This is a genomic window from Winogradskyella schleiferi (assembly GCF_013394655.1).
GTDB lineage: Bacteria > Bacteroidota > Bacteroidia > Flavobacteriales > Flavobacteriaceae > Winogradskyella > Winogradskyella schleiferi.
In genome coordinates this window covers 423,120-446,358 of record NZ_CP053351.1, presented here as the reverse complement: position 1 = coordinate 446,358, position 23,239 = coordinate 423,120, and the positions used below count along the sequence as shown (strand labels likewise).

14 protein-coding genes and 1 tRNA gene are annotated in these 23,239 nt (G+C 34.5%); 8 read left to right on the top strand and 7 right to left on the bottom strand.

The window, feature by feature from the left end:
- Positions 1 to 61 precede the first annotated feature (61 nt).
- From infB to rimP, 3 genes are all read right to left on the bottom strand, one after another.
- Positions 62 to 2,830 (bottom strand): translation initiation factor IF-2, encoded by a 2,769-nt coding sequence (gene infB, locus HM990_RS02000; RefSeq protein ID WP_178987333.1) that lies wholly within the window; start codon positions 2,828 to 2,830, stop codon positions 62 to 64.
- A 131-nt stretch (positions 2,831 to 2,961) separates the two neighbouring features.
- Positions 2,962 to 4,194 carry a transcription termination factor NusA gene (nusA, locus tag HM990_RS01995; RefSeq protein WP_178987332.1) on the bottom strand — a complete coding sequence of 411 codons (1,233 nt, stop codon included), beginning with the start codon at positions 4,192 to 4,194 and terminating at the stop codon, positions 2,962 to 2,964.
- Between the two features lie 12 nt (positions 4,195 to 4,206).
- Positions 4,207 to 4,671: a ribosome assembly cofactor RimP gene (gene rimP / locus HM990_RS01990; protein ID WP_178987331.1), complete on the bottom strand. Its 465-nt coding sequence runs from the start codon at positions 4,669 to 4,671 to the stop codon at positions 4,207 to 4,209.
- A 153-nt stretch (positions 4,672 to 4,824) separates the two neighbouring features.
- On the opposite strand from rimP, the gene HM990_RS01985 reads away from it, so the two are divergent.
- Entirely contained in the window at positions 4,825 to 5,649 is an 825-nt protein-coding gene (locus HM990_RS01985) for a universal stress protein (protein WP_178987330.1), read from the top strand.
- 63 nt (positions 5,650 to 5,712) lie between these two features.
- Here the strand turns inward: HM990_RS01985 and HM990_RS01980 are convergent.
- Positions 5,713 to 5,785 (bottom strand) — tRNA-Gln (locus tag HM990_RS01980).
- Positions 5,786 to 5,937: 152 nt separating this feature from the next.
- Here HM990_RS01980 and HM990_RS01975 point away from each other — a divergent pair.
- A complete protein-coding gene (locus tag HM990_RS01975; protein WP_178987329.1) occupies positions 5,938 to 9,339 on the top strand; it encodes a glycosyltransferase family 117 protein in 3,402 nt (1,133 codons plus the stop codon).
- A 3-nt stretch (positions 9,340 to 9,342) separates the two neighbouring features.
- The gene (locus tag HM990_RS01970) at positions 9,343 to 10,008 is read left to right on the top strand and encodes a polysaccharide deacetylase family protein (protein ID WP_178987328.1); all 666 of its coding nucleotides are present in this window, start codon (positions 9,343 to 9,345) and stop codon (positions 10,006 to 10,008) included.
- A gap of 208 nt (positions 10,009 to 10,216) precedes the next feature.
- Here HM990_RS01970 and HM990_RS01965 read toward each other — a convergent pair whose 3' ends face one another.
- Both HM990_RS01965 and HM990_RS01960 read right to left on the bottom strand, forming a co-directional pair.
- Complete coding sequence (locus tag HM990_RS01965) at positions 10,217 to 10,513, bottom strand: thioredoxin family protein (RefSeq protein WP_178987327.1); 297 nt, start codon at positions 10,511 to 10,513, stop codon at positions 10,217 to 10,219.
- 117 nt (positions 10,514 to 10,630) lie between these two features.
- Complete coding sequence (locus tag HM990_RS01960) at positions 10,631 to 11,923, bottom strand: metallophosphoesterase (RefSeq protein ID WP_178987326.1); 1,293 nt, start codon at positions 11,921 to 11,923, stop codon at positions 10,631 to 10,633.
- 298 nt (positions 11,924 to 12,221) lie between these two features.
- On the opposite strand from HM990_RS01960, the gene HM990_RS01955 reads away from it, so the two are divergent.
- From HM990_RS01955 to HM990_RS01945, 3 genes are all read left to right on the top strand, one after another.
- Positions 12,222 to 14,126 (top strand): tetratricopeptide repeat-containing sensor histidine kinase, encoded by a 1,905-nt coding sequence (locus HM990_RS01955; protein WP_178987325.1) that lies wholly within the window; start codon positions 12,222 to 12,224, stop codon positions 14,124 to 14,126.
- 109 nt (positions 14,127 to 14,235) lie between these two features.
- Positions 14,236 to 14,925, top strand: a complete 690-nt coding sequence (locus HM990_RS01950) for a LytR/AlgR family response regulator transcription factor (RefSeq protein WP_178987324.1) — start codon at positions 14,236 to 14,238, stop codon at positions 14,923 to 14,925.
- Between the two features lie 213 nt (positions 14,926 to 15,138).
- A complete protein-coding gene (locus HM990_RS01945; protein ID WP_178987323.1) occupies positions 15,139 to 16,887 on the top strand; it encodes an FG-GAP repeat protein in 1,749 nt (582 codons plus the stop codon).
- Between the two features lie 133 nt (positions 16,888 to 17,020).
- Here the strand turns inward: HM990_RS01945 and HM990_RS01940 are convergent, their stop codons facing one another.
- Entirely contained in the window at positions 17,021 to 18,424 is a 1,404-nt protein-coding gene (locus HM990_RS01940) for an aldehyde dehydrogenase family protein (protein ID WP_178987322.1), read from the bottom strand.
- A 276-nt stretch (positions 18,425 to 18,700) separates the two neighbouring features.
- Here HM990_RS01940 and HM990_RS01935 point away from each other — a divergent pair, with 276 nt between their 5' ends.
- On the top strand, positions 18,701 to 18,952 hold the full coding sequence (locus HM990_RS01935) for a hypothetical protein (RefSeq protein WP_178987321.1): 252 nt from the start codon (positions 18,701 to 18,703) through the stop codon (positions 18,950 to 18,952).
- A 195-nt stretch (positions 18,953 to 19,147) separates the two neighbouring features.
- Positions 19,148 to 23,173 (top strand): hybrid sensor histidine kinase/response regulator transcription factor, encoded by a 4,026-nt coding sequence (locus HM990_RS01930; RefSeq protein WP_178987320.1) that lies wholly within the window; start codon positions 19,148 to 19,150, stop codon positions 23,171 to 23,173.
- The last annotated feature ends 66 nt before the right edge of the window (positions 23,174 to 23,239 follow it).

Genomic DNA, 23,239 nt, shown 5'->3' with positions numbered 1-23,239 from the left:
AAGATAAGAATCTAACAAAAACGGCGACCAATGGTCGCCGTTTTTCTATTATTTAAAGTTATTATTTCAACTTTTTCTTTACCTCTACCTCTTGGAATGCTTCTATAACATCACCTATGGCAATATCGTTATAGTTTTTGATCTGCATACCACAATCGTAGCCTTTTGCCACTTCTCTTACATCATCCTTAAATCGTTTCAATGCTTCAAGTGAACCTGTATGAACAACGACGCCATCTCTAATAATCCTAATGTTAGAATTTCTGAAGATTTTTCCATTGGTAACCATACAACCCGCAATGTTTCCAACTTTAGATACTTTGAATATTTCTCTAATTTCAGCTGTACCAGTAACTTCTTCTTTAACCTCAGGAGATAACATACCTTCCATGGCATCTTTAAGATCGTTAATGGCTGCATAGATAATTGAGTAAGTTCTGATATCAATTTCTTCCTTGTCCGCAATCATTCTTGCATTTCCAACAGGTCGTACATTAAATCCGACAATAATGGCATCTGAAGCTGTAGCCAACAATACATCACTTTCTGTAATGGCACCAACGCCTTTATGTATAATATTAACTTGAATTTCTTCAGTAGATAATTTTTGGAAAGAATCCGTTAATGCTTCCACAGAACCATCCACATCACCTTTAAGGATAATATTCAACTCTTGGAAATCTCCAAGTGCGATACGACGTCCTATTTCGTCTAATGTAATATGACGTTGCGTTCTAACGGATTGCTCACGTTGCAATTGTGTACGTTTGGTTGCTATTTGTTTTGCTTCACGCTCATCTGCAAAGACATTAAACTTGTCACCTGCTTGTGGTGCACCATCCAATCCAAGAATAGATACTGGAGTTGCAGGTCCTGCTTCTTCAACATCATGTCCTCGTTCATCTTGCATGGCCTTAACTTTACCACTATTTTTTCCGGCTAATACATAATCACCAACTTTTAAAGTACCTGCTTGTACTAAAATAGTTGACACGTAACCTCTACCTTTATCCAAGTAAGCTTCAACGACTGTTCCGCTTGCGGCTTTATTAGGATTGGCTTTTAGCTCTAACAATTCGGCTTCAAGTAATACTTTTTCTAGTAATTCCTTAACACCTGTTCCTACTTTCGCAGAAATATCATGGGATTGAATTTTACCGCCCCAATCTTCTACCAAGAGATTCATCTGTGCCAATTGCTCTTTTACCTTTTCAGGATTTGCATCTGGCTTATCTATTTTATTGATTGCAAAAACAATTGGCACTCCAGCTGCTTGGGCATGGGAAATCGCCTCTTTTGTTTGTGGCATTATAGCATCATCTGCTGCCACAACAATAATAGCGATATCCGTAACTTGGGCACCACGCGCACGCATCGCTGTAAAAGCCTCGTGACCTGGCGTATCTAAAAATGCTATTTTTTGCCCATTCTCTAGCTCTACACCATAAGCACCAATGTGCTGTGTGATACCACCAGATTCTCCTGCAATTACATTCTCCTTACGTATGTAATCCAATAAAGACGTTTTACCGTGATCAACGTGACCCATTACGGTTACAATTGGCGCTCTTGGTTCTAAATCCTTAGGATCGTCTTCAACAACATCAATTGATTCTTCGATATCCGCTTTGATAAATTCTACGTCGTATCCAAATTCTTCAGCAACAATAGTCAATGTTTCTGCGTCCAAACGCTGGTTCATTGTAACCATCATTCCTAAAGACATACATGCTGAAATCACTTGGGTAACGCCAACTTCCATCATGGTAGCAACCTCACTTACCGTTACAAATTCTGTAACTTTAAGCGTCTTGCTTTCTGCTGCTGCAATTTCTTGATCAATTTCAGATTGTTCTCTGTGCTGATCTCTCTTGTCTCTTCTATATTTAGCGCCTTTTCCTTTACTGGATTTGCCCTGTAATTTTTCAAGAGTCTCTCTAATTTGTTTCTTTACATCTTCTTCAGTAGGCTCTTCCTTAACCACTTTAGGTCTTGTATTTCCTCCACGTCCTTTACCGCCTCGTCTTTTATCAAAATTTGGTTTTCCAGCTGTATCATTTCCACCTTTACTAATTCTACGTCTTTTACGCTTGTTGGTGTTATCTGAACTTGACTTCTCGTCTTTTTTCTTTTTAGGTTTCTTGAATTTAGAAAGATCTATCTTCTCTCCTGCTACTTTTGGTCCGGACAGTTTTTTGTATTGTGTTTTTAAGGTCTCTTCAGCTGGTTCTCCCTCCTTATCTTCCTTGGCTAACTTATCTTTTCTAGTCTCAACCGTTTTAGATTCGTCCGCTTTTGGCTTTTCAGCTTTAGCTGTTTCAGTTTTATCAGCTTCCTCCTGCTTTTCGGTTTCCGCTTTTTCAGAAACTTCTTTTTCTTCAGTTTTTGGCTTAGCCTCTTCTTTCTTTTCTGCCTTTTCAGCTTTTGGAGTTTCCTTAACCTCAGGAGTTTTGGACTCTTCCTCTTTTTCTGCTTTAGCTTTTTTGTCTAAGTCAATTTTACCAACTTGTTTTGGGCCGCTTAACTCAGCTTTAGCTTTAACCACAGATTCCCTTTCTGCCTTTTGCTTTTGCTTTTCTTCAATTTCGCGTTCTCTCTGTTCGCGAAGCTCCTCTTTTTCCTTAAGTTTTGCTTCACTAACTTCCTGAGCTTTTTCACGCTTCGTTGCATCGGTCTGAAATTCATCAGATAGCGTGTCATAAACCTCTTGCGAAATTTTTGTATTAGGGCTTTTCTCAATCTCGACACCTTTGGATTCTAAAAAATCCACAGCACGATCTATTGAAATATTTAATTCCCTTAATACTTTATTTAATCTTGTTTGAGCCATAAATTGCCTGTAAAATACTTAAATATATTATATACTAATTTTAAATCAAAACTTATTTCGAACTAAAATTAGGTTGATACCAATTACACTTTAAAATGAACTAAACTTTCATTTTAAATTAAAACTGATATTTAATCTTCAAATTCTTCTTTTAGAATTCTGATAACATCTAAAATTGTTTCTTCTTCTAAATCTGTACGCTTCACTAAATCGTTAACATCTTGCTCCAAAATACTCTTTGCGGTATCTAGACCTGCTTTGCTAAATTCAGAGATCACCCATTCTTCAATCTCATCTGAGAATTCTTTTAACTCTACATCTTCTTCTGCACCTTCCCTAAACACATCGATCTCATAACCTGTTAATTGTCCCGCCAAACGAATGTTGTGACCACCTCTACCGATGGCTTTAGACACTTCTTCTGGTTTTAACAACACCTCAGCACGCATGTTTTCTTCATCTAACTTTAAAGACGTTACTCTTGCTGGACTTAATGCTCTTGTGACAAAAAGCTGAATGTTGTTGGTATAGTTGATAACGTCAATATTTTCATTCCCTAACTCACGAACAATACCGTGAATTCTAGATCCTTTCATACCAACGCAGGCACCAACTGGGTCGATTCTATCATCATAAGAATCTACTGCTACTTTTGCCTTTTCACCTGGAATACGAACTACTTTTTTAACGGTAATTAAACCATCGAAAACTTCCGGTATTTCTTGTTCGAATAATTTCTCAAGAAAAACAGGAGAGGTTCTAGACATTATAATTGCTGGTTTACTTCCTTTTAATTCCACACTTTCAATAATTCCTCTTACATTTTCTCCTTTTCTGAAAAAATCTGAAGGAATTTGTCGATCCTTTGGAAGGATAATTTCATTGCCATCGTCGTCTAGCAAAATAATTGCCCTGTGACGGATGTGATGAACTTCAGCTGTATAAATCTCACCTTCAAGCTCTTTAAAGTGCTTATAAATGTTAGTATTATCATGCTCGTGAATTTTAGAGATTAAGTTTTGTCTCAATGCTAAAATTGAACGTCTTCCCAAATCAATTAATTTCACTTCTTCTGCAACGTCTTCGCCAACTTCAAAATCTGGCTCTATTTTTTGAGCTTCAGACAATTCAATTTCTTGGTTAGGTTCTTCAACCTCTCCATCCGCCACAACAATACGGTTTCTCCAGATTTCTAAATCGCCTTTATCTGGATTTATAATGATATCAAAATTATCGTCATCGCCATATTTTTTCTTCAATGCATTTCGTAATACATCTTCAAGAATTGCCATTAGCGTAACTCTATCTATTAATTTGTCGTCTTTAAATTCTGAAAATGACTCAATTAACGCTACATTTTCCATAATTGATATGAATTAAAATTTTATTTTAACTTTTGCTTCTTTAATATTATCAAAAGCCACAGTTGCCGTTTTAGCTACTGTAATCTTTCCTTTACCTACCGGCTTTGGTTCTCTAGCCTTCCAGCTTAATACCACACCTTTTTCATTGACCTCGGTCAATTCCCCTTCTAAATTTTGACTATCCAAAGTCTTAACTTCCAAATTTCTGCCAACATGCTTATTGTATTGTCTTGGCAAAACTAAAGGAGTCGCTGCACCAGAGGATAATACTTCTAAGGAAAAATCGTGTTCGTCCCTATCTATATTGTGCTCAATAGCTCTGCTAATAAACATACAATCTTCTACCAAAACGCCGTTATCGCCATCTATTACAATTTTAATAGTATTATCGCCAGACACCGTAAAATCTATTAAGAACAGATCTTGTCTTTCTTCCAATGCGCTTTGTAATAAGTCTTCTACTATTTTCTTGAACATTATTTGATATAAAAAGAGAGGACTTCCCGTCCTCTCGCTTATTTATTTTTAGTAAACAACGGTGCAAATATACGACATTTTAATTTATTTATCCAAGTTATGTAATATGGAATAATTTTCATAGATTTAGTGAACTAAATTAAACCAATAAATATGAATAGAATTTTAGTTCCAACCGATTTTTCGGAACAAGCCGGAAATGCCTTAAAAGTAGCTGCAATGCTTGCCAAATCTCACAATGCTGAGATATATTTATTGCATATGATGGAAATTCCAGTACAACAAACCGACCAAGGAAGCACTCAAAGTGATATTCCCGAAACCTTGTTTTTTATGAAATTGGCCCAAAAGCGGTTTGCAGACCTCATGGCTTCAGATTATTTACAGGGTATTACTGTTCATGAAACCGTAAAAGCAGATATTACATTCAATGAAATTAAGGATTCCTGTAAAGAATTGGATATAGATTTTATTATTATGGGCTCCCATGGTGCATCTGGACTTAAGGAAATGTTTGTTGGCTCTAACGCGGAAAAAGTGGTTCGCACTTCTGAAGTACCTGTATTGGTAATTAAAAATGAACATCAAAGTTTTGACGTATCCGATTTCGTTTTTGCTTCTGATTTTAAGAATGACAATAAGAAAACTTATGAACAAGCCGTGAAATTTGCAGAATCTTTTGGCTCAAAAATTCATTTATTATTGGTAATCACGTCGAGTAACTTTATGACGTCTTATGAAGCAAAATCTAGAATTGATGATTTTATATCTGGACAAACTTTTAAGAATTATACTATCACCATACATAACGATACGACTGTAGAACAAGGAATTTTAAATGTGTCAAAGGACTTAGACGCAGACCTTATTGGTATTAGCACACACGGCAGACAAGGTATTGCACATTTCTTTAATGGTAGCATTAGTGAGGATTTGGTAAATCATGCTAAACGACCAGTAATTACTTTTAAGATATAGGAAAAAGCACAACATAAAATCAAAAAATCCTAATCATTTCTGATTAGGATTTTTTTCTTTCAGTTGGCCCACTAGGGATCGAACCTAGACTCTTTGGTACCAAAAACCAATGTGTTGCCAGTTACACCATAGGCCAATCTCTCAAATTGAGGGTGCAAATTTAATACAAAGTTTTATTTGGGCAAAAAAAAACGGCAAAATAATTGAAAATACTTAACGTTAACTTAAATCCTTAGACGTTTATGTAATAATTAGTAAATTCGCCTGCGTTAAATAGCAAAGTTTTTCATGAGAGATTTTAACTTTAAAAAGTGGAACAACATCTTAGGATGGTTTGTTTTTGCCGTAGCCGCTGTGGTTTACGGTCTTACCATTGAACCAACTGTTAGCTTTTGGGATGCTGGAGAATATATTCTTACCTCATCAAAATTACAGGTAGGACATCCTCCTGGAGCTCCATTATTTCAAATGTTTGGCGCGTTTTTCTCCATGTTCGCCTTAGAGCCTTCACAAATTGGTGCTATTATGAATATGATGAGTGGTGTGGCAAGTGCCTTTACCATTCTTTTTATGTTTTGGACCATTACTTTACTCCTTGTAAAACTGGTAAAATATCACAAAGATGACAATCCGAGTAAAGCCTATGCCATATTAGGAAGTGCGTTAGTAGGAAGTCTGGCTTTCACGTTTACGGATTCGTTTTGGTTCAATGCCGTTGAAACTGAAGTTTATGCCATGGCAACTTTAATCATGGCGATTTTGTTTTATTTAGGTTTGCGTTGGGAACAAGATATGCACAAGCCACGAGGAAACCGCTGGCTCATTTTAATTGCCTTTGTGATTGGTCTATCTTTTGGCGTTCATTTTATGGGCTTATTAACCATTCCTGCAATTGGCCTTCTTTATTATTTCAAGAATTATAAGACTATTACGGTAAAGAACTTCATTATTGCGAATGTTGCTTCGGCTGCGATTTTATTATTTATATTCAAATTATTATTGCCTTCCACCTTAAAACTTTTTGGGTATTTGGAAGTATTTTTTGTGAACTCCATTGGCTTACCATTTAATTCCGGAACTATTATAACAGGTTTAATGGTCATAGCTCTTTTCTATTTCGGATTGAATTACACCCGAAAAAAAGATATGAAACATGTGAACACTTTGGTGCTCTGCCTGATGTTTATTTTTATAGGATTTTCATCTTGGATGATGTTACCTATTCGTGCCAATGCTCAAGTGGTCATCAATGAAAATGACCCTTCGGATGCTAGGGAACTTTTAGCTTATTACAACCTAGAACAATATCCTGAAACCCATTTGTTTTACGGTCCTCAATTTACGGAAGTCTATTCTGGTGCTGATAAAGATGAACCGTTTGTAGATGACAAGAAGAATTATGAACGTGACGAGGAAGCCGGAAAATACGTCATTATAAACGATTGGGAAAAAAGCAGACAAAACTACAATCATGAACATGCTTCCATTCTTCCAAGAATGTGGAGTTCGGAGCATGCGGAAAATTATATGATGTTTACAGGTTTAATTGACTTTAAAGTTGATCCAAACCTACAAACCCGTGCTTACAACGAAGCTATGAACGCTGGCTTATCTGAAGATCAAGCTAGTCAATATGCTTTTGGGGAAAAGCAACAATTTGATCAGTTGGTCAATGATTTTAAAATGCGTGTGGCCAGAGGGGAAATTGATTATGAAGATTATAATCAGTTCTTGAGAACCTATGGTCAGCAGTATTTGATTATTGAGAAACCATCCTTTATAGACAATATAATGTATATGTTCCAATACCAATTTGGTTATATGTATTGGCGTTATTTTATGTGGAATTTCACAGGAAGACAAGATGACATCCAAGGAAGATATACACATAAAAACGGTAATTGGATTTCTGGAATTCCATTTGTTGATGAACTACATTTAGGCTTATCCCAAGACAATTTACCTACAGATGTTTTAGAAAATAAATCTAGAAATACCTATTATTTCTTACCACTATTACTGGGATTAGTTGGTTTCTTTTTCTTAATGTATTCTGATTTGAAGCGATTTTGGGTGCTTTTAGTGTTCTTTTTACTCACAGGGTTAGCCATTCAGTTTTACACCAATATCAGACCTTTTGAACCAAGAGAGCGTGATTACTCCGTGGTTGGTTCGTTCTATGTTTTTGCTATTTGGATTGGTTTTGGTGTTTATGCCATTTATGACCTTTTAAAATCCAGTATAAAGACAAAATTTTTAGCACCTGCGATTTCATTGGCCTGTATTATTATTGTGCCTGGTGTTTTAGCGGCAAATAATTGGGACGATCATGATCGTTCTGGAAAATACACCACAGAATCCATGGCGCGAAAATACTTAGAATCCTGTGCACCAAATGCTATTCTATTTACCATTGGCGATAATGATACGTTCCCGCTTTGGTATTTACAGGAAATTGAAGGGGTTCGAACCGACGTGCGTGTGGTAAATACCAGTTTATTTCAAACGGATTGGTACATTGACCAAATGAAACGAAAGGCTTACGATAGTGATCCTATTCCGTCGCAGTTGACCCACAACCAATATCGCGGTGGCACAAGAGACGTGATCATTAGAAGAGAAATCACTAAAGACACCATACCAATTAAAGATTTTATGGATTTTGTTTCAAGTGATAAGCCGAATACGAAATTCAAATATGTTGTTGAAAGACAAGGCGAAGATCCAAATCAATATCCCAAGCACTTATTAAATTCAAATTATTTTCCTACGCGATATATTAGCATTCCAGTCAATAAGGACATGGTTCTTAAAAAGGGAATCGTTAAACCAAAAGATGCCGATAAAATAGTGGACAATCTATATGCTGAGATTGGTGGTAGTTACCTCTATAAAAATCGTCTTTTAATGTTAGATATTATAGCCAATAACAATTGGGAACGCCCTATTTACTTTACTGGAGGCGCGTTTGGAGCTGAGGATTATGTGTGGCTAAAAGATTATTTGCAACTCGATGGTATGTGTTATAAGCTTGTACCAATTAAGACAGCCGTTGATAGAGCCAATCCTTACGATATGGGACGTGTAGATCCAGACCTCATGTACGATATGGTTAAGAATTGGAATTGGGGCGGTAGTGGAGAAGATTTATATTACGATATTGAAACCCGACGCAACGGCATTACCTATAGAGGAAATTTAGCACGCTTGATAGAACAGCTCATCAATGAAGAAAAACTAGATAAAGCCGAAGAAATCGCAGATATTGCGATGGAAAAAATGCCTGTGGATAAGTTTGGCTTTTACTCGTTACTTGAACCTTATGTAAGTGCCTATTACGAAATTGGAAATGTGGAAAAAGGACGTAAACTTTATAAAGAGGTCGCTAAAAAATACCAAGAAAACCTGTTGTATTACAGTAGCTTAGATTTAGAAAATCAGGAACTGATGGTTGGAGAGGATATTTATTTAGATATTCAACGCTACAGAGCTTTGATTGATATTTTAGTGATTTATAACGATAAAGATTTTGCGTTACAGGAAACTAAAACCTTTAATAGTTATTTAAGCTTATTCGACGACCTTATGAATCGCTACAATGAAGGCGAGTTACCAGAAGTTCCAGAAGATGTAGATTTACAAGATGCCATAAATGACACGCTTGATGACATTATTCCAGCGCTGCAATAGAACATGAAGATTATTCCAGCTAAAACGCCAGAATTTGTAAAAACATTGTTCCCAAATTTTATCTGGAATATCGATACCAAGAAGAAAGCACTTTACTTAACCTTTGATGATGGTCCCACACCTGAAATTACAGATTGGGTCCTTCAGACCTTAAAAGATTATGATGCAAAAGCGACGTTCTTTTGTATTGGAAATAACATTGAAAAATATCCTGAAATTTTTCAGAATACTATAGCTAAAGGTCATGCCATCGGAAATCATACCTATAACCATTTAAAGGGTTGGAAGCATAAAACGAAAGATTATGTTGATGATGTTGAGAAAACGCAAGACTTAATAAATTCGAAATTCCAAATCTCGGAAATCAAAAATCGTGACTCAAAAATCGTAAATCTCTTCCGTCCACCTTATGGCAAATTCAAATCCAAACAGAGCAAACTAATTCAAGAATTGGGTTATAAGATTGTGATGTGGGATGTTTTATCTTATGATTGGGATCAATCGGTAACTGAAGAGACCTGTCTTAAAAACGTGACTTCAACAGCTCAAGAAGGTAGTATAATTGTATTTCACGATAGTATAAAAGCATCTCGGAATTTAAAGTATGTGCTTCCCAAGGTTTTGGAATATTATACTGCGAGAGGATTTCTGTTTAAAAGTTTGAATTGATATTTTGATGTTTTTTCACTTATCGACCTTGGCTTAATCAAAATATCCTGTAAGGCGAAGTGCTGAGTTTAGTTCAGCATCTACCTGACAGGTATAAAAGGTAAATAAAACAAAACTTTTTGCAATTTTGAACTAATAACAGAAAAGGTTTTGTCACGATTCAAAACATTTTTTCTTAGGACGGGATTCCTGCGTACGCAGGAATTTGTTAGACATACTCCTGGATAATACCAATCAACACATTGGCATCCTGTTCGCCGCTGTGACGCCATTTCATTTCGCCGCTTTTGTAAATAATTAAGGTCGGTAAGGCTTTAACACGCAAAGCTTCTGCGAGTTCTTTATTTTTATCCACATCAATCTTAATGACTTTGGCTTTATCACCAAGTGCGGCAGCAACATCCCTTAGTATAGGATGCATGGCTTTTGATTGATCGTTCTGTTCAGTGTAGAAATCCAATAATACTGGAATATCAACATCGATTAATTCCCCAAATTTTGACATACGTTATAGTTTTAGTCAAATGAATTCTAAAAAATAAACACTTTAAACTTATAAATTTTAACAATAAGTTCCTGTAAATTAGACACTCATATTATAAAAATAAGCAATTCTTTACAATTAAGCACTTTTCTTACCTCTTTTGAGCTCAATTACGGTAATTTCTGGCCATATTCCAATACGTCCTGGAAAAGCCAAATAACCAAATCCTCGGTTGACATGTAAATATTTATTGGCATTCTTGTACATACCAGCCCATTTTGGATAACGGTATTTTACGGGACTCCATTTAATTCCCAATGCTGGTAATTCGATTCCAAATTGCATACCGTGTGTATGACCAGCAAGAGTTAGTTGAATTTGCTTTTCAAAATTGATAATGTTGGGTTCATCGACCACAATATCATGATTATTTATATCTTCCCTGTTGAGTTCCATTTCGGTATAATCAAAATGCGAAGGATCGTGGCTCATTAAAATATTAAACTCGCCTTTATTTATATTTTTTGTAGCATCCTTAAGACTGCCTCGTTTTGGAAAATGACGTGATGCGCCCCAATTTTCGACGCCTAAAATATTGATGGACTCGCCATTTTTTTCAATGCGACGGCTATCGTTAAGCAATAAATCGAATCCAATACGTTTATGTACCTCTTCCATTTGTATTTGGTTGCTTTTGTTGAGCTCTACATCGCCTCCATAGGCATAATAACCATAATCGTGATTGCCTAGTACGGAGAATTTGCCGTCTTTGGCTTTAAATTTATCAAACACAGAAAGCCAACCTATCATTTCTTCAGCTTTACTGTTTACAATATCTCCAGTAAATAATATGAGATCACTTTCCTGCTTATTAACCAGTTCCACACCATAAGAAATCTCGTCTTTGCTTTCTAAACTTCCGGAATGTATATCGCTTATTTGGGTAATTTTATAACCATCGAAAGCAGCAGGTAGATCATCGAAATACAAGGTATGTTTCAACACCTGGAAATTGTATTTTCCTTTTGTTATCCCATAAATAAAAGAAGCCAATGGAATGGAAGCCACGCCAAGAGCCAATTGAGAAACAAATTGTCTTCTGCCCATAAAATTTGCAGGTGTATCATTAGAAAATTTTTGAATGAGATAGGAACCCATTCTTACTAAATCTTCCCCAAACATAAATAGCACTAAAAATGCCTTCGGCACAAATAGTGTAAATAAAAACGCCACCGCATAGCCATGACCATGAGTAAAACTTTCGCCTCTGATGAAATTATAATAGTAATACATAAAGTTTACAACCACCAAAATGGATAACAACCAATATATAGCATAAATCCAATAACTTTTAGTCAACGTTCTTACCACCTGAAAGGCGTAGAAATCTAGAATAAAAATGAGGATGATTAAGACAATCCAACGAAGCATAAAATTTTTGTTAACAAATTTAAAGAACGAAACTACAAACTCTCTTATTGAAGTGTTAATTCACTTGATATTAATATTGACGTTTTCCTTATTTTTAGTCAAAATCTTCAAAATATTGATTTCTATTAATATAGTATTGAAGTAAAATTCATGAAAAGTGCGGTTAAAAAAACGGGCAATACTCCACAAGATTTTTACAATAAACAAGAAAATACGTAACTTGTAGGAACTAACCTTCTAAATTTGAAAGAACTTGAAACACTTTTATCTCATTTTCTTATTATGTTTTTCATACCTATTGCATTCACAAACAAATTCTGATAAACAAAAAATCCTTGATTCCTTAATTAGTGTTGTGGATACTTATAATGACAATTATGAAAAAATTAGAACACTTACAAGCAATGCTGGTCAGTTTCGCTATTCAAAAGATTCGCGTATTTTAATAGATAAAGCTATCCGTATTTCTCAAACCCATAACAATGCCAAACTACTTGCTAATTCATACTATTCCTTAGGTAATTTTTTCTACTACAATAGCCAATTGGATTCCGCTGAAGTTTACTTGGACAAATCTCTTTCTTATGTAAACGACGAGACGATGCCTTTTTTAAGAGCGTCTAACTTAATGACTAAAAGTGCTATTTATAGAAAACAAGGAAATATTCCTTTAGCACTTGCCACAATGTTGAATTCTAAGCGCGTTTTAGATAAAATTGACACCTCAAAATTAGATGAATCGCAACGACATAAATTCAAAGGCGAAAGTTCTGTGCTCAATAACTCATTGGCAAATTATTACAACAAAATGCAAGAATTTCACAAGGCATCAAAATATTATGATAACGCCTATAAAGCGTCCTTAAGTCTTGGTTCTTATGTAAATGCTGGAATAATTATTTCTAATAAAGGTGAAATGCTATTAAATCAAGATCAGCATGAAGAAGCACTGATGTTTTTTAAAGAAGGAAAACTATTGAAGGAGAAAGGGAATGCACCTATGCGATTTATAATGAGTTCTGTTTTAAATATCGGTCATGCACAATCCAAATTGAAAAATTATGATGAAGCTTTAAAAAACTTAAATGAAGCTCATCAGTTTTATGAAGAAGGAGATATTACCGAAAATTTAACCATCGCAAAAAATTATCGTGGTAATCTATATGTGGAAACAGGAAATTATAATTTAGCTATTAAAGATTGCAATACAAGTAAAGACCTAGCCATAAAAGCAGGAAATCTTGAGTTAACCACAGATGCCTGCGATTGCTTATTTAAAGCTTATAAAGCTATCGGAAAATATGATAAAGCCTTAGAAAATTATCAGTTATTATCTAAAACGAACGATTCTATTTTTAATGAAAACAACATTAAAAAACAAACACAGCAAGAAATGCAATATGAGTTTAACAAAACTCAAGAGTTAAATGCATTGGAACTAGAAGCTAAAGAAAAACAAAGTAAATTGTATTCTTATTTAGCAGGATCTGGTTTGCTATTGGTTTTAGTATTAGGATTTTTCTCTTATAGGAACAAAAAGCAAAGTATTAAACTAGCTAAACAGAAGTCCTTGTTAGAAGCAACGGTTGATGAAAAAAACGTATTACTAAAAGAAACACACCATCGTGTAAAAAACAGTTTTCAAATTGTATCCAGTTTATTGTATTTACAATCTGAAAGTGTCGAGGATAAAGAAGCCAAAATTGCCATAAAAGAAGCAGAAAACAGAGTTCGTTCCATGGTATTGATTCATCAAAGATTATACAATAAAGATGAATTGATAGGTATTAATACCAAAGAATATTTTAGTGATTTGGTAGGTGATATAATTGAAAGCCATCAATTTAAATCCGACCCTATAGCTTATGAATTAGATGTAGAACCCTTGATCTTAGATATTGAAACTATCACTCCGATTGGGCTCATACTAAATGAACTTATTGTAAACACCTTGAAACATGCTTTTGATGAAGTGACCTCAAAGAGCAAAATAAGAATAAAATTTAATCATGAAGATAATAAGCTTATATTGAAAGTAATTGATAATGGCCGAGGTTTCGACGGTGAAGTAAAAAATACGTCATTTGGTATTACGTTGATGAAAGCCTTATCCAAAAAGCTCAAGGCTAAGCTTAGCTATACTTCAAAAATGAACTATGGAACAGAAGCGACCTTGGTCATCAATAATTACAATTTGCTTTAATATTTTAATTTATGACAAATTCTATTCACTAAAAAAAATACAGCGTTCACTAAAAAAAGACAATGAAATTATATGCTTTCTTTAGTTTAAGATTCTAAATATATAAATTTTGAAATCTCTAAATATCTTTATCGTTGAAGACGAACCCTTAATTGTTTCTACAATTGAGGTGGCTTTGCGCAAACAAGGTTTTTTAGCTATTGGAGATGCAGATGATTATACTACAGCGCTTAGAGATATTGAATTACTAAAACCAGATTTAACACTTATTGATATTCAATTGTCTGGTGATAAAGATGGCGTGGATTTAGCCACTGAACTCGATAAAAAGAACTTGCCTTATTTATTTCTTTCATCCCAAACAGATCCTAATACAATTGAACGTGTTAAGCATACGAATCCACTTGGTTATATTGTTAAACCATTTACTGAAACAGGATTGCGCACCAACATTGAGTTGGCCTGGCACAATTATAATGGATCCAAGCAGCATTTTTTAACCATAAAACACGAAGGCAGGCTACATCGCTTAAATCAGAGCACTATACAATATTTGAAAGCTTTCGATAACTACTGCTACATCATTACCAATACTGAAAACTACTTGGTACCACATACCCTTAAACACATTTCTGAGAAATTACAAGGTAATGACTTTGTGAAATCTCACCGTTCTTATGTGGTGAACTTAAAACATATTCGCAGTGTAGATAAAAACACCCTTTCCCTTAACAATGAGAGTATTCCACTTAGTGCTTCCCAAAAATATTTAGTAATCAGTAAGTTGAAAAACATATAATTAAGATTAACGGTAATCCCTGAAATTCACATTTCCTATGTTAATCTGCATTCACTATATAAAAAAGCCCATTCACTAAAAATAAACTTCCAAAACTCTGATTTTGAATTAGCTTTATTTTGCTATTAATCAGTAATCGTCCTTTAAAAACGACTTACCAAAGAGGCAATTCCTCAAGTCGTTTTTAATGTGGACGACTTAAAACGTGTTATTATGAACGTTCAAAACCTACGGGCTGTTTTGTTATTACTTCTATTTTCTTATGCTATAAGCGCTCAAGTTGGTATTGGCACTACAAATCCTGAAGGAGCACTAGATATTGTTTCCAGTAACTCTGGACTTGTTCTACCTAGAGTTACAAATATTGAAAACGTTACGGATACTCAGGGAAACCCAGCAATTAATGGAACCGTTGTTTATGATACATCACGAGATAAAATTTGTTTTCGCATAAACGGAAAATGGTTATGCCTTGGAGATAATGGAACTGGAACTGCATCGATGGAGTTTGAAAAGTTACCACCTTCCAACTATTCAGCATACATTAAAGCCTCAAACACCAATAACAGTGATCAATTTGGTAAATCTGTAGCTATTAGTGGAGATGGGTTGCGTATAGCTGTTGGTGCTTCAGGCGAAGATAGTAATGCCACAGGGATAAATGGAAATCAAACAGATAATTCAGCTAGTATTGCAGGAGCCGTTTATGTCTTTGTAAATAATAGTGGAACATGGACGCAAGAAGCTTATATAAAAGCTTCAAATACAGATGCGAATGATCGTTTTGGCTCAGACGTTTCATTAAATTATGACGGCAGTATACTAGCCGTTTCAGCAACTGGTGAGCGAAGTAATGCAACCGGTGTTAATGGAGATCAATCAAATAATTCGGCCGGTAGTAATACTGGTGCTGTCTATATTTTTGAAAACAATGGCTCTTGGTCACAAATTGCTTATGTAAAAGCTTCAAATACTGAAGCTGGTGATTTATTTGGCAGATCAATTGCTATTAGTGATGATGGCTCGTACTTAGTAGTATCTGCTACTGGAGAAGAAAGTAATGCCACAGGTGTTAACGGTGACGAAACTAACAATTCGTCAACGGGTTCTGGTGCAGTTTATATTTTTGAAAACAATTCCGGCACATGGTCTCAACAAGCCTATATAAAAGCCTCAAATACAGACAACTTTGATGAATTTGGAGGTAGTATTGATATAAATGCAGATGGTTCTACTCTGGTGGTAGGAGCTCGTGGAGAATCAAGTTTATCAACTGGTATAAATAGCAACCAAACAGACAATTCAGCCAGTAGGCCTGGAGCTGTTTATGTTTTTGAAAGAAGCGGTACCACCTGGAGTCAAACTACATATATTAAACCCAGCGTAATAGATGCCAATGATCAATTTGGATGGACAGTAAGCATAAGTAATGACGGCAACCTTATTGCGGTTGGCTTATGGGGAGAGGATAGTTCCGCCACGGGAATAAACGGTGACAATACTAACAATTCCGTAACTAATGCAGGTGCTGTTTACATATTTGAAAAGTATTCTGGAAACTGGATCGAAGAAGCATACATAAAAGCCTCATTTACAGAATCGAACGACTTGTTTGGTCGTGTAGTCTCCTTAAGTGGCAATGGAAAAAGATTATTAGTAACAGTTTCGAGTGAAGACAGCAGTGCCACTGGGTTTAACGGGAATCAATCAAATAATTCACGCTCTAATTCTGGAGCTGTATATGCTTTTAAGCGTAATAATGGTGTGTGGACAGAAGAGGCCTATATTAAAAATATTGTAACTGACTTTTCTGACGAATTCGGTGCTTCAATAGCAATAGCTAATGATGGTTGTAATATCGTAGCAAGCGTTTTTTCCGAAGATAGCAATGCTACTGGTGTTGGTGGAGATTTTAATGATAACTCAAGTGCTAATTCTGGTGCAGTTATGGTTATAGATTAAAAAAAATTGGGCATTGCCAATTACATAAATAATTTATTATCAAATAAGTTGAATGATTGAAAGCAAAAGATAGATTTCAATCATGTTTTTTTTGGAAAAAGTCGCTGTAGGGAGCGGCTTTTTTTCTTTTTAACTAAAACCATTTTATAGTTAGTCTAGCCAACTTCTCCTTAAACCCACTATAAGGCGGAAACAACAACTCCGTAACTCCAAACGTATGTTGTTTTAAAACCGAGCGCTCATTACTAAACGCCTTAAAGCCAAAAAACCCATGGCTTTTTCCAATACCACTATTGTTGGTGCCACCAAAAGGCAGATTATGATTAGCATAATGCAGCACGCTATTATTGATGCAGCTACCTCCTGCTCTAGTGTTGTTTAAAATTTTGTTGGTGTTCGTTTTGCTTTTACTATAAATATAAAGCGCTAATGGTCTCGGTTTGGAGTTGACATAGGCAATGGCCATATCCAAACTCTCATAAGTCACAATGGGCAATATAGGGCCGAATATTTCTTCTTCCAACAGTTTAGCTTCAGGCTTTAAATCTGAAATAATGGTAGGTTCAATAAATTTTGAACTGCTATCGGTTTCGCCGCCAACTTCAAATTTAGCATTAAGTGTTTTAGCATTTTCAAGATAAGAACTTAAGCGTTCAAAATGTTTATCCGTTACTATGTTTCCGTAGGAATCCGATGCCTTTGGATTATCATTATAAAAAGTTTGAAGCCATTTTTTACATGATTTAATGAATGGCAATTTTACGCTTTCATCTATCAATACATAATCTGGCGAGACACAGATCTGACCACAATTCAAAAATTTAGCCCACATAATTTTCTTTGCGGCTTTATCAATATTGGCAGTTTTATCAACTATGGTCGGCGATTTCCCTCCAAGTTCTAAAGTTACAGAAGCTAAATGCTTTGAGGCCGCTTCCATAACTATTTTCCCAACTTTCGGAGAGCCCGTAAAAAAGATATGATTAAAAGGCAGCTTTAATAATTCCGTTGAAACCTCTACTTCACCTTCAACTAACGCAACTTCGTCTTCAGGAAATACATCCTCAATAATCTTTGCCATTAGTGAAGAAGAGTTTGGTGTCATTTCAGAAGGTTTAATGATCGCTGTGTTTCCTGCGGCAATGGCAGATACCAATGGTCCAAATGTCAAATTAAAAGGAAAGTTCCACGGCGAAATAATTAAACAAACGCCTTTAGGTTCATATGTAATGTAAGAGCTAGAACCTAACATTGACAGTGGCGTTTCTACGCTTTGTTTTTTCATCCATTGTCTCAAATGCTTTTTAGCGTGCTTTATATCTCCGATAATGGCATAGATTTCTGTAAGTTCCGCTTCTACCACAGGTTTGCCTAGATCCATTTGCAAAGCTTCTTGTATTTGTGATCTATAGGTCACTTCTATGGCTTGCTGAAGTGTGTTTAATTTTTTTAGTCTTTGTTTATAGGTGGTATTCCCTACAGCAAATTGATTTTGCTGTTGCTTACTAAACAATTCAAAAAAGGGGTTATCATTCATATATGTATGTTTTATTAAGCTTTTAAAACTGAATTTATGTATTTCATCGAAAGATTTAATTAGAATGTGTTTTTCATCCTAAATATAGTGTTGTTAAACATTAAAATTAACGTTTTTAAAGGGCTACAAGCCCGTTTTGTGTATTTGGTCGAAGTTTTTCGCTCTTGCATTCCTGTTGTCTAATTATCGATCGGTTTCATCTAAATTTTTCATCGACATCCAAAGCTATTCTGTTTCTTTGACTCGAAGTTAAAACAAATATAATTTCCTACGATTATGAAAACCGCTTTAATTCTTTTAGTATTCTTAACAATGTCTTTCGCAGGTTATGCACAACAAGATGTAATAGTTAACAATGAAACTGAACGTGTTGAAACTGTTAAGCCAGAAGTTAAAACAACTAATATTTCTGCGAAAGTTAAAGCTACGATTTTAAAAATGAATCGTAAAAAGAGTAACGAAATTATCAGTATTAAAGCTTACAGAAAAAGTCTTCAGATTAGAGTTAAGACTAAAAAACTTTGTTAAGCCAATAAAATTTACCAATATATTTTGCTATTAACCAATATTTAAAAGTCGAAACTTATGTTTCGGCTTTTTTGTTTTAAGTCGTTTATTTTCAATAGCTCAGGTCACTAATAGGAATTACGTTGAGATTAAACCAAGCTTTTTATAAAAAGAATTTATTGTATTTTTAGTTGGGAATAAGTATTAATTAAATCAATGCAACGCAACTATTTTTATTTCATACTGGTTATTATTGTAAATACAACTTTGCTCTTTGCGCAAGATTTAAGCTTTTACCATTATGGATTAGAGAAAGGTTTGTCACAGCAAACTATTCGTTGTATTTTAAAAGATTCAAAAGGATTTTTGTGGTTAGGTACCCAAGATGGTTTAAATCGTTTTGACGGAAATACATTTCGCGTCTTCAGAAAAAATGAATCTGATTCTTTAGCTGTTTCAGGGAAATTCATCAATGATATTATCGAAAATAAAGATGGTACCATTTGGATAGCAACTGCTAACAATGGTGTTTGCTTTTATAATTCTAAAACAGATGTCTTCTCAAAAACGCAATTCGAGACAGGTAACTGCACCAGTTTATTAAAAGACAACCAAGGCAATGTATATGCAACCTCTCTAGATAGTGGCGTTTTTATGTTTACTAAACATGGAGAAAGCTACAAGTTTAAACATTTAAAGCCCCTTGATGATATGACACTGCTAATATCATCATCTATCATTATTGATGACAATTTGTATTTAGGTTCTGCTGACGGCCGTATTTTCAAAGTAAATCTTAACGAGCACAAAAGTTTAAATTTTGAAGAATTAAACCTTGATAAACCTTTGGGTATTATCAACGAGATGTACGTCTTCGATAACAAACTTTTAATTGGCACCTCAATTGGCCTGTTTCAATTTCAACCAAAATCCAAAAACTTAATCAATCTTCAACTCAAACAGTATAATAATCCACTTACGGAAAGCTTAGTGATAGAATCGCTGACTTCCAAAAACAACATTTTATATGTAGGAACAGATAATGGCCTTTACATCCTAAAAGATTTTAATCCTAAAAACCATCAGTTCGAAAATGTTTTAATTTATAAAGGCGATAAGGATAATATCAATTCTATAACCTCTAATCGCGTTTACGACATTCTAATAGATAATGATTTAATTTGGATAGGCACTAACAATTTAGATGTTGCCTCCTTAAAAACACCAGTTTTTAAAACCATCAATTCATTATCCTCTCCTGCAATTAATAATAACTATGTGTTTTCGATATTAAAAACAGAGGATTACACATTTATTGGAACCAGAGATGGTTTAAATTGTATTGACAACTTCAATAATATTACCTACATCACAATGGAGAACACGGATCAGGCACTAGCATATAACGTTATAAGAGGCATGGCCATAGACGCCAAGAACAACTTATGGCTAGCAACTACAAAAGGCGTATCTGTGTTAGATCTCAACAATTTTGATCCTGAGCATCCAAGGCTTATTTCTCTCTTTTCTGAAAAAAATAATATAAACTCCCTGAGTGACAATAAAACGAGAAGTGTGTTTTTAGATCACAACAATTACATTTGGATAACGACTTATGGTGGTGGCATCAATAGATTCATAGGTAACTTAGAAGAAAGTATATATGCCTTTGAAAGGTATAATTATAATCCAAATAAAAATTCAATCAGTTCTAATTTTACATTTAATATTACTCAAGATGCAGACTCAAATTACTGGATTACATCAGAAAATGGTCTTAATAAATTAAAATTTAAAAGCTCCAGCTATTCCGATCCTAATTTCACAGTTTATAAAGCGGATAAAACTAATACAGCTTCATTAAAAAGCAATACGACTTTACACACCTATCATGATAAAGATGGAATTTTATGGGTAGCAACTCAAAACGGACTACATAAATTCAATAAAGCAGATACCACTTTTAAGCAATACAATGAAAGCCATGGATTGAGTAATACTTATGTTTATAGTATTTTGGAAGACAAAATGTCTCACCTCTGGATATCTACAAACTCTGGGCTTTTCAAATTTGATAAGCGCAAAGAACGATTTACCCAATTTACAATTAAAGATGGTTTACAAAGTACTGAATTTAATTTAGGTGCGTCTTTTAATGATACCATCAACAATCAACTTTATTTTGGTGGCATAAATGGCTTCAATAGTTTTAATCCAAAAACTATTAGTCAGCTAGACACCCATGGACAATTATTATTAACGGAATTAAGGATAAAAGGTAAGATCATTAATCCTGTGAACAACAGTAAGGTTCTAAAAACAAGCATAACTGAGAGTAAATCCATTAAACTGAATTATGATGATTTCCCCTGTACAATAGCATTTTCAGATTTAAATTTAAGACCTCAAAAGAACACCCAATTTGTATATCGATTAAATAATTCTGATTGGAATTCCATAAAAGAAAGTAGAGAGATTCAATTATTGGATTTACCAAAGGGTAAACACAATATTGAGCTTCAAGGTAAGTCTAGAAATAAGTTATGGAAAACCGATCCTTTACAACTTGCAATTATCGTCTCACCTCCTTGGTACAAAAGCAATCTAGCCTATCTTCTATATTTGCTAGGTTTTCTGGGTATTATGTATGCTTTTTATACCACAAGGTTACAACGGCAAATTGCTGGACAGGAATCCAAACGCCTACAGGAATTAGATAATTTGAAATCGCGCTTTATTACCAACATTACGCACGAATTTAGAACACCTTTGACTATTATACTAGGTTATCTTGGCAACTTAAAAGAACATTATTCTGCAAAAAATGACGTTAGCACTTCGCTAGATACTATAGAACAGAATAGCAATAACCTGCTCAATTTAGTCAACCAAATGCTAGATTTAGCAAAATTGGAAAAAGGCCAACTGAACTTAAATCTCATTCAAAATGATATTGTTTCATTCTCAAAACAAATCGTTCAAAGTTTCGTGAGTATTGCTTCAGATAAGCGTATCAATTTGAATTTCAGTTCTAACCAAAATGAAATTATCATGGATTTTGATGCCGAAAAAATGCGTCAGATTCTAACAAACCTTATTTCAAACGCCTTAAAGTTTTCTCCTGAAAATTCTAAAATAAAAATTAAAGTTGAAAATGTAAACAACAGTTTAAAACTAGAGGTAAAAGACGATGGCTATGGCATTTCTAAAGACGAATTACCTTTTATATTCGATCGCTTTTTTCAGGTTGAAAATAACGAACATCAAATAACACAAGGAACAGGTATTGGTCTTGCTTTAACGAAAGAACTGGTTGAACTATTAAACGGCACAATTGAAGTAACTTCAAAATTAAACAAAGGCACAAGCTTTACTATTACCTTACCAATTACCAATATTGCTCAAGAAAAACAACTGGTACAATTAGAAAAGCAGATGACGTTCGGCACAGCTGTTCCGCAATTAGATGATAGTATCACAGACGAAGATACAAACAGGGTTTTAATTGTTGAAGATAATGCAGATATGGCACGCTATATCGCTTCTTGCTTACAGCCAGATTATAAAGTCAGTTTTGCCAAAGACGGAAAAAAAGGTTTAGAAAGTGCAAAACAAAATATTCCCGACGTTGTAATTACAGATGTGATGATGCCCATAATGGATGGTTACGAGTTTACGGAAAAGCTACAGTCTAATACCACCACCAACCACATCCCTATCATAATGTTGACCTCAAAAGCGATGCAAGAAGATAAAATTCAAGGCATTACAAGTGGTGCAGATGCTTATTTAACCAAACCATTTCAAAAGGAGGAATTACGTTTGCGTATGCAAATGCTCATTTCAAAACGCAAAAAACTTCAGGAAAACTATGCAGTAAATACGGTTGTAGGAAAAACAGAACAAAAAAAAGATACTACAGATAAAAACCTCATCTTTCTAAATACAGTCATCGATGCTATCCATAAAAATCTTGACAATTCTAATTTCGGTGCTACAGAACTAGCCAAATTTATGGCAATGAGTGACTCGCAACTTTACAGAAAACTCAAAGCAATTTCCAATACAAGTACTGCTATTTTTATCAGAAAAGTACGACTGGAAAAAGGAAAAGAACTACTAAAAACTACGCATTTATCGGTTTCAGAAATTGCATATACTACAGGATTTAACGATCCCAATTGGTTTAGTAAGGCTTTTAAGGAAGAATATGACCAAAGTCCAACAGAATATCGTAACTAAATAATTATTAGATTTTTATATTTTAAATGAACATATATTCCCTGTCATTTTTCTTCATTTTGAAAA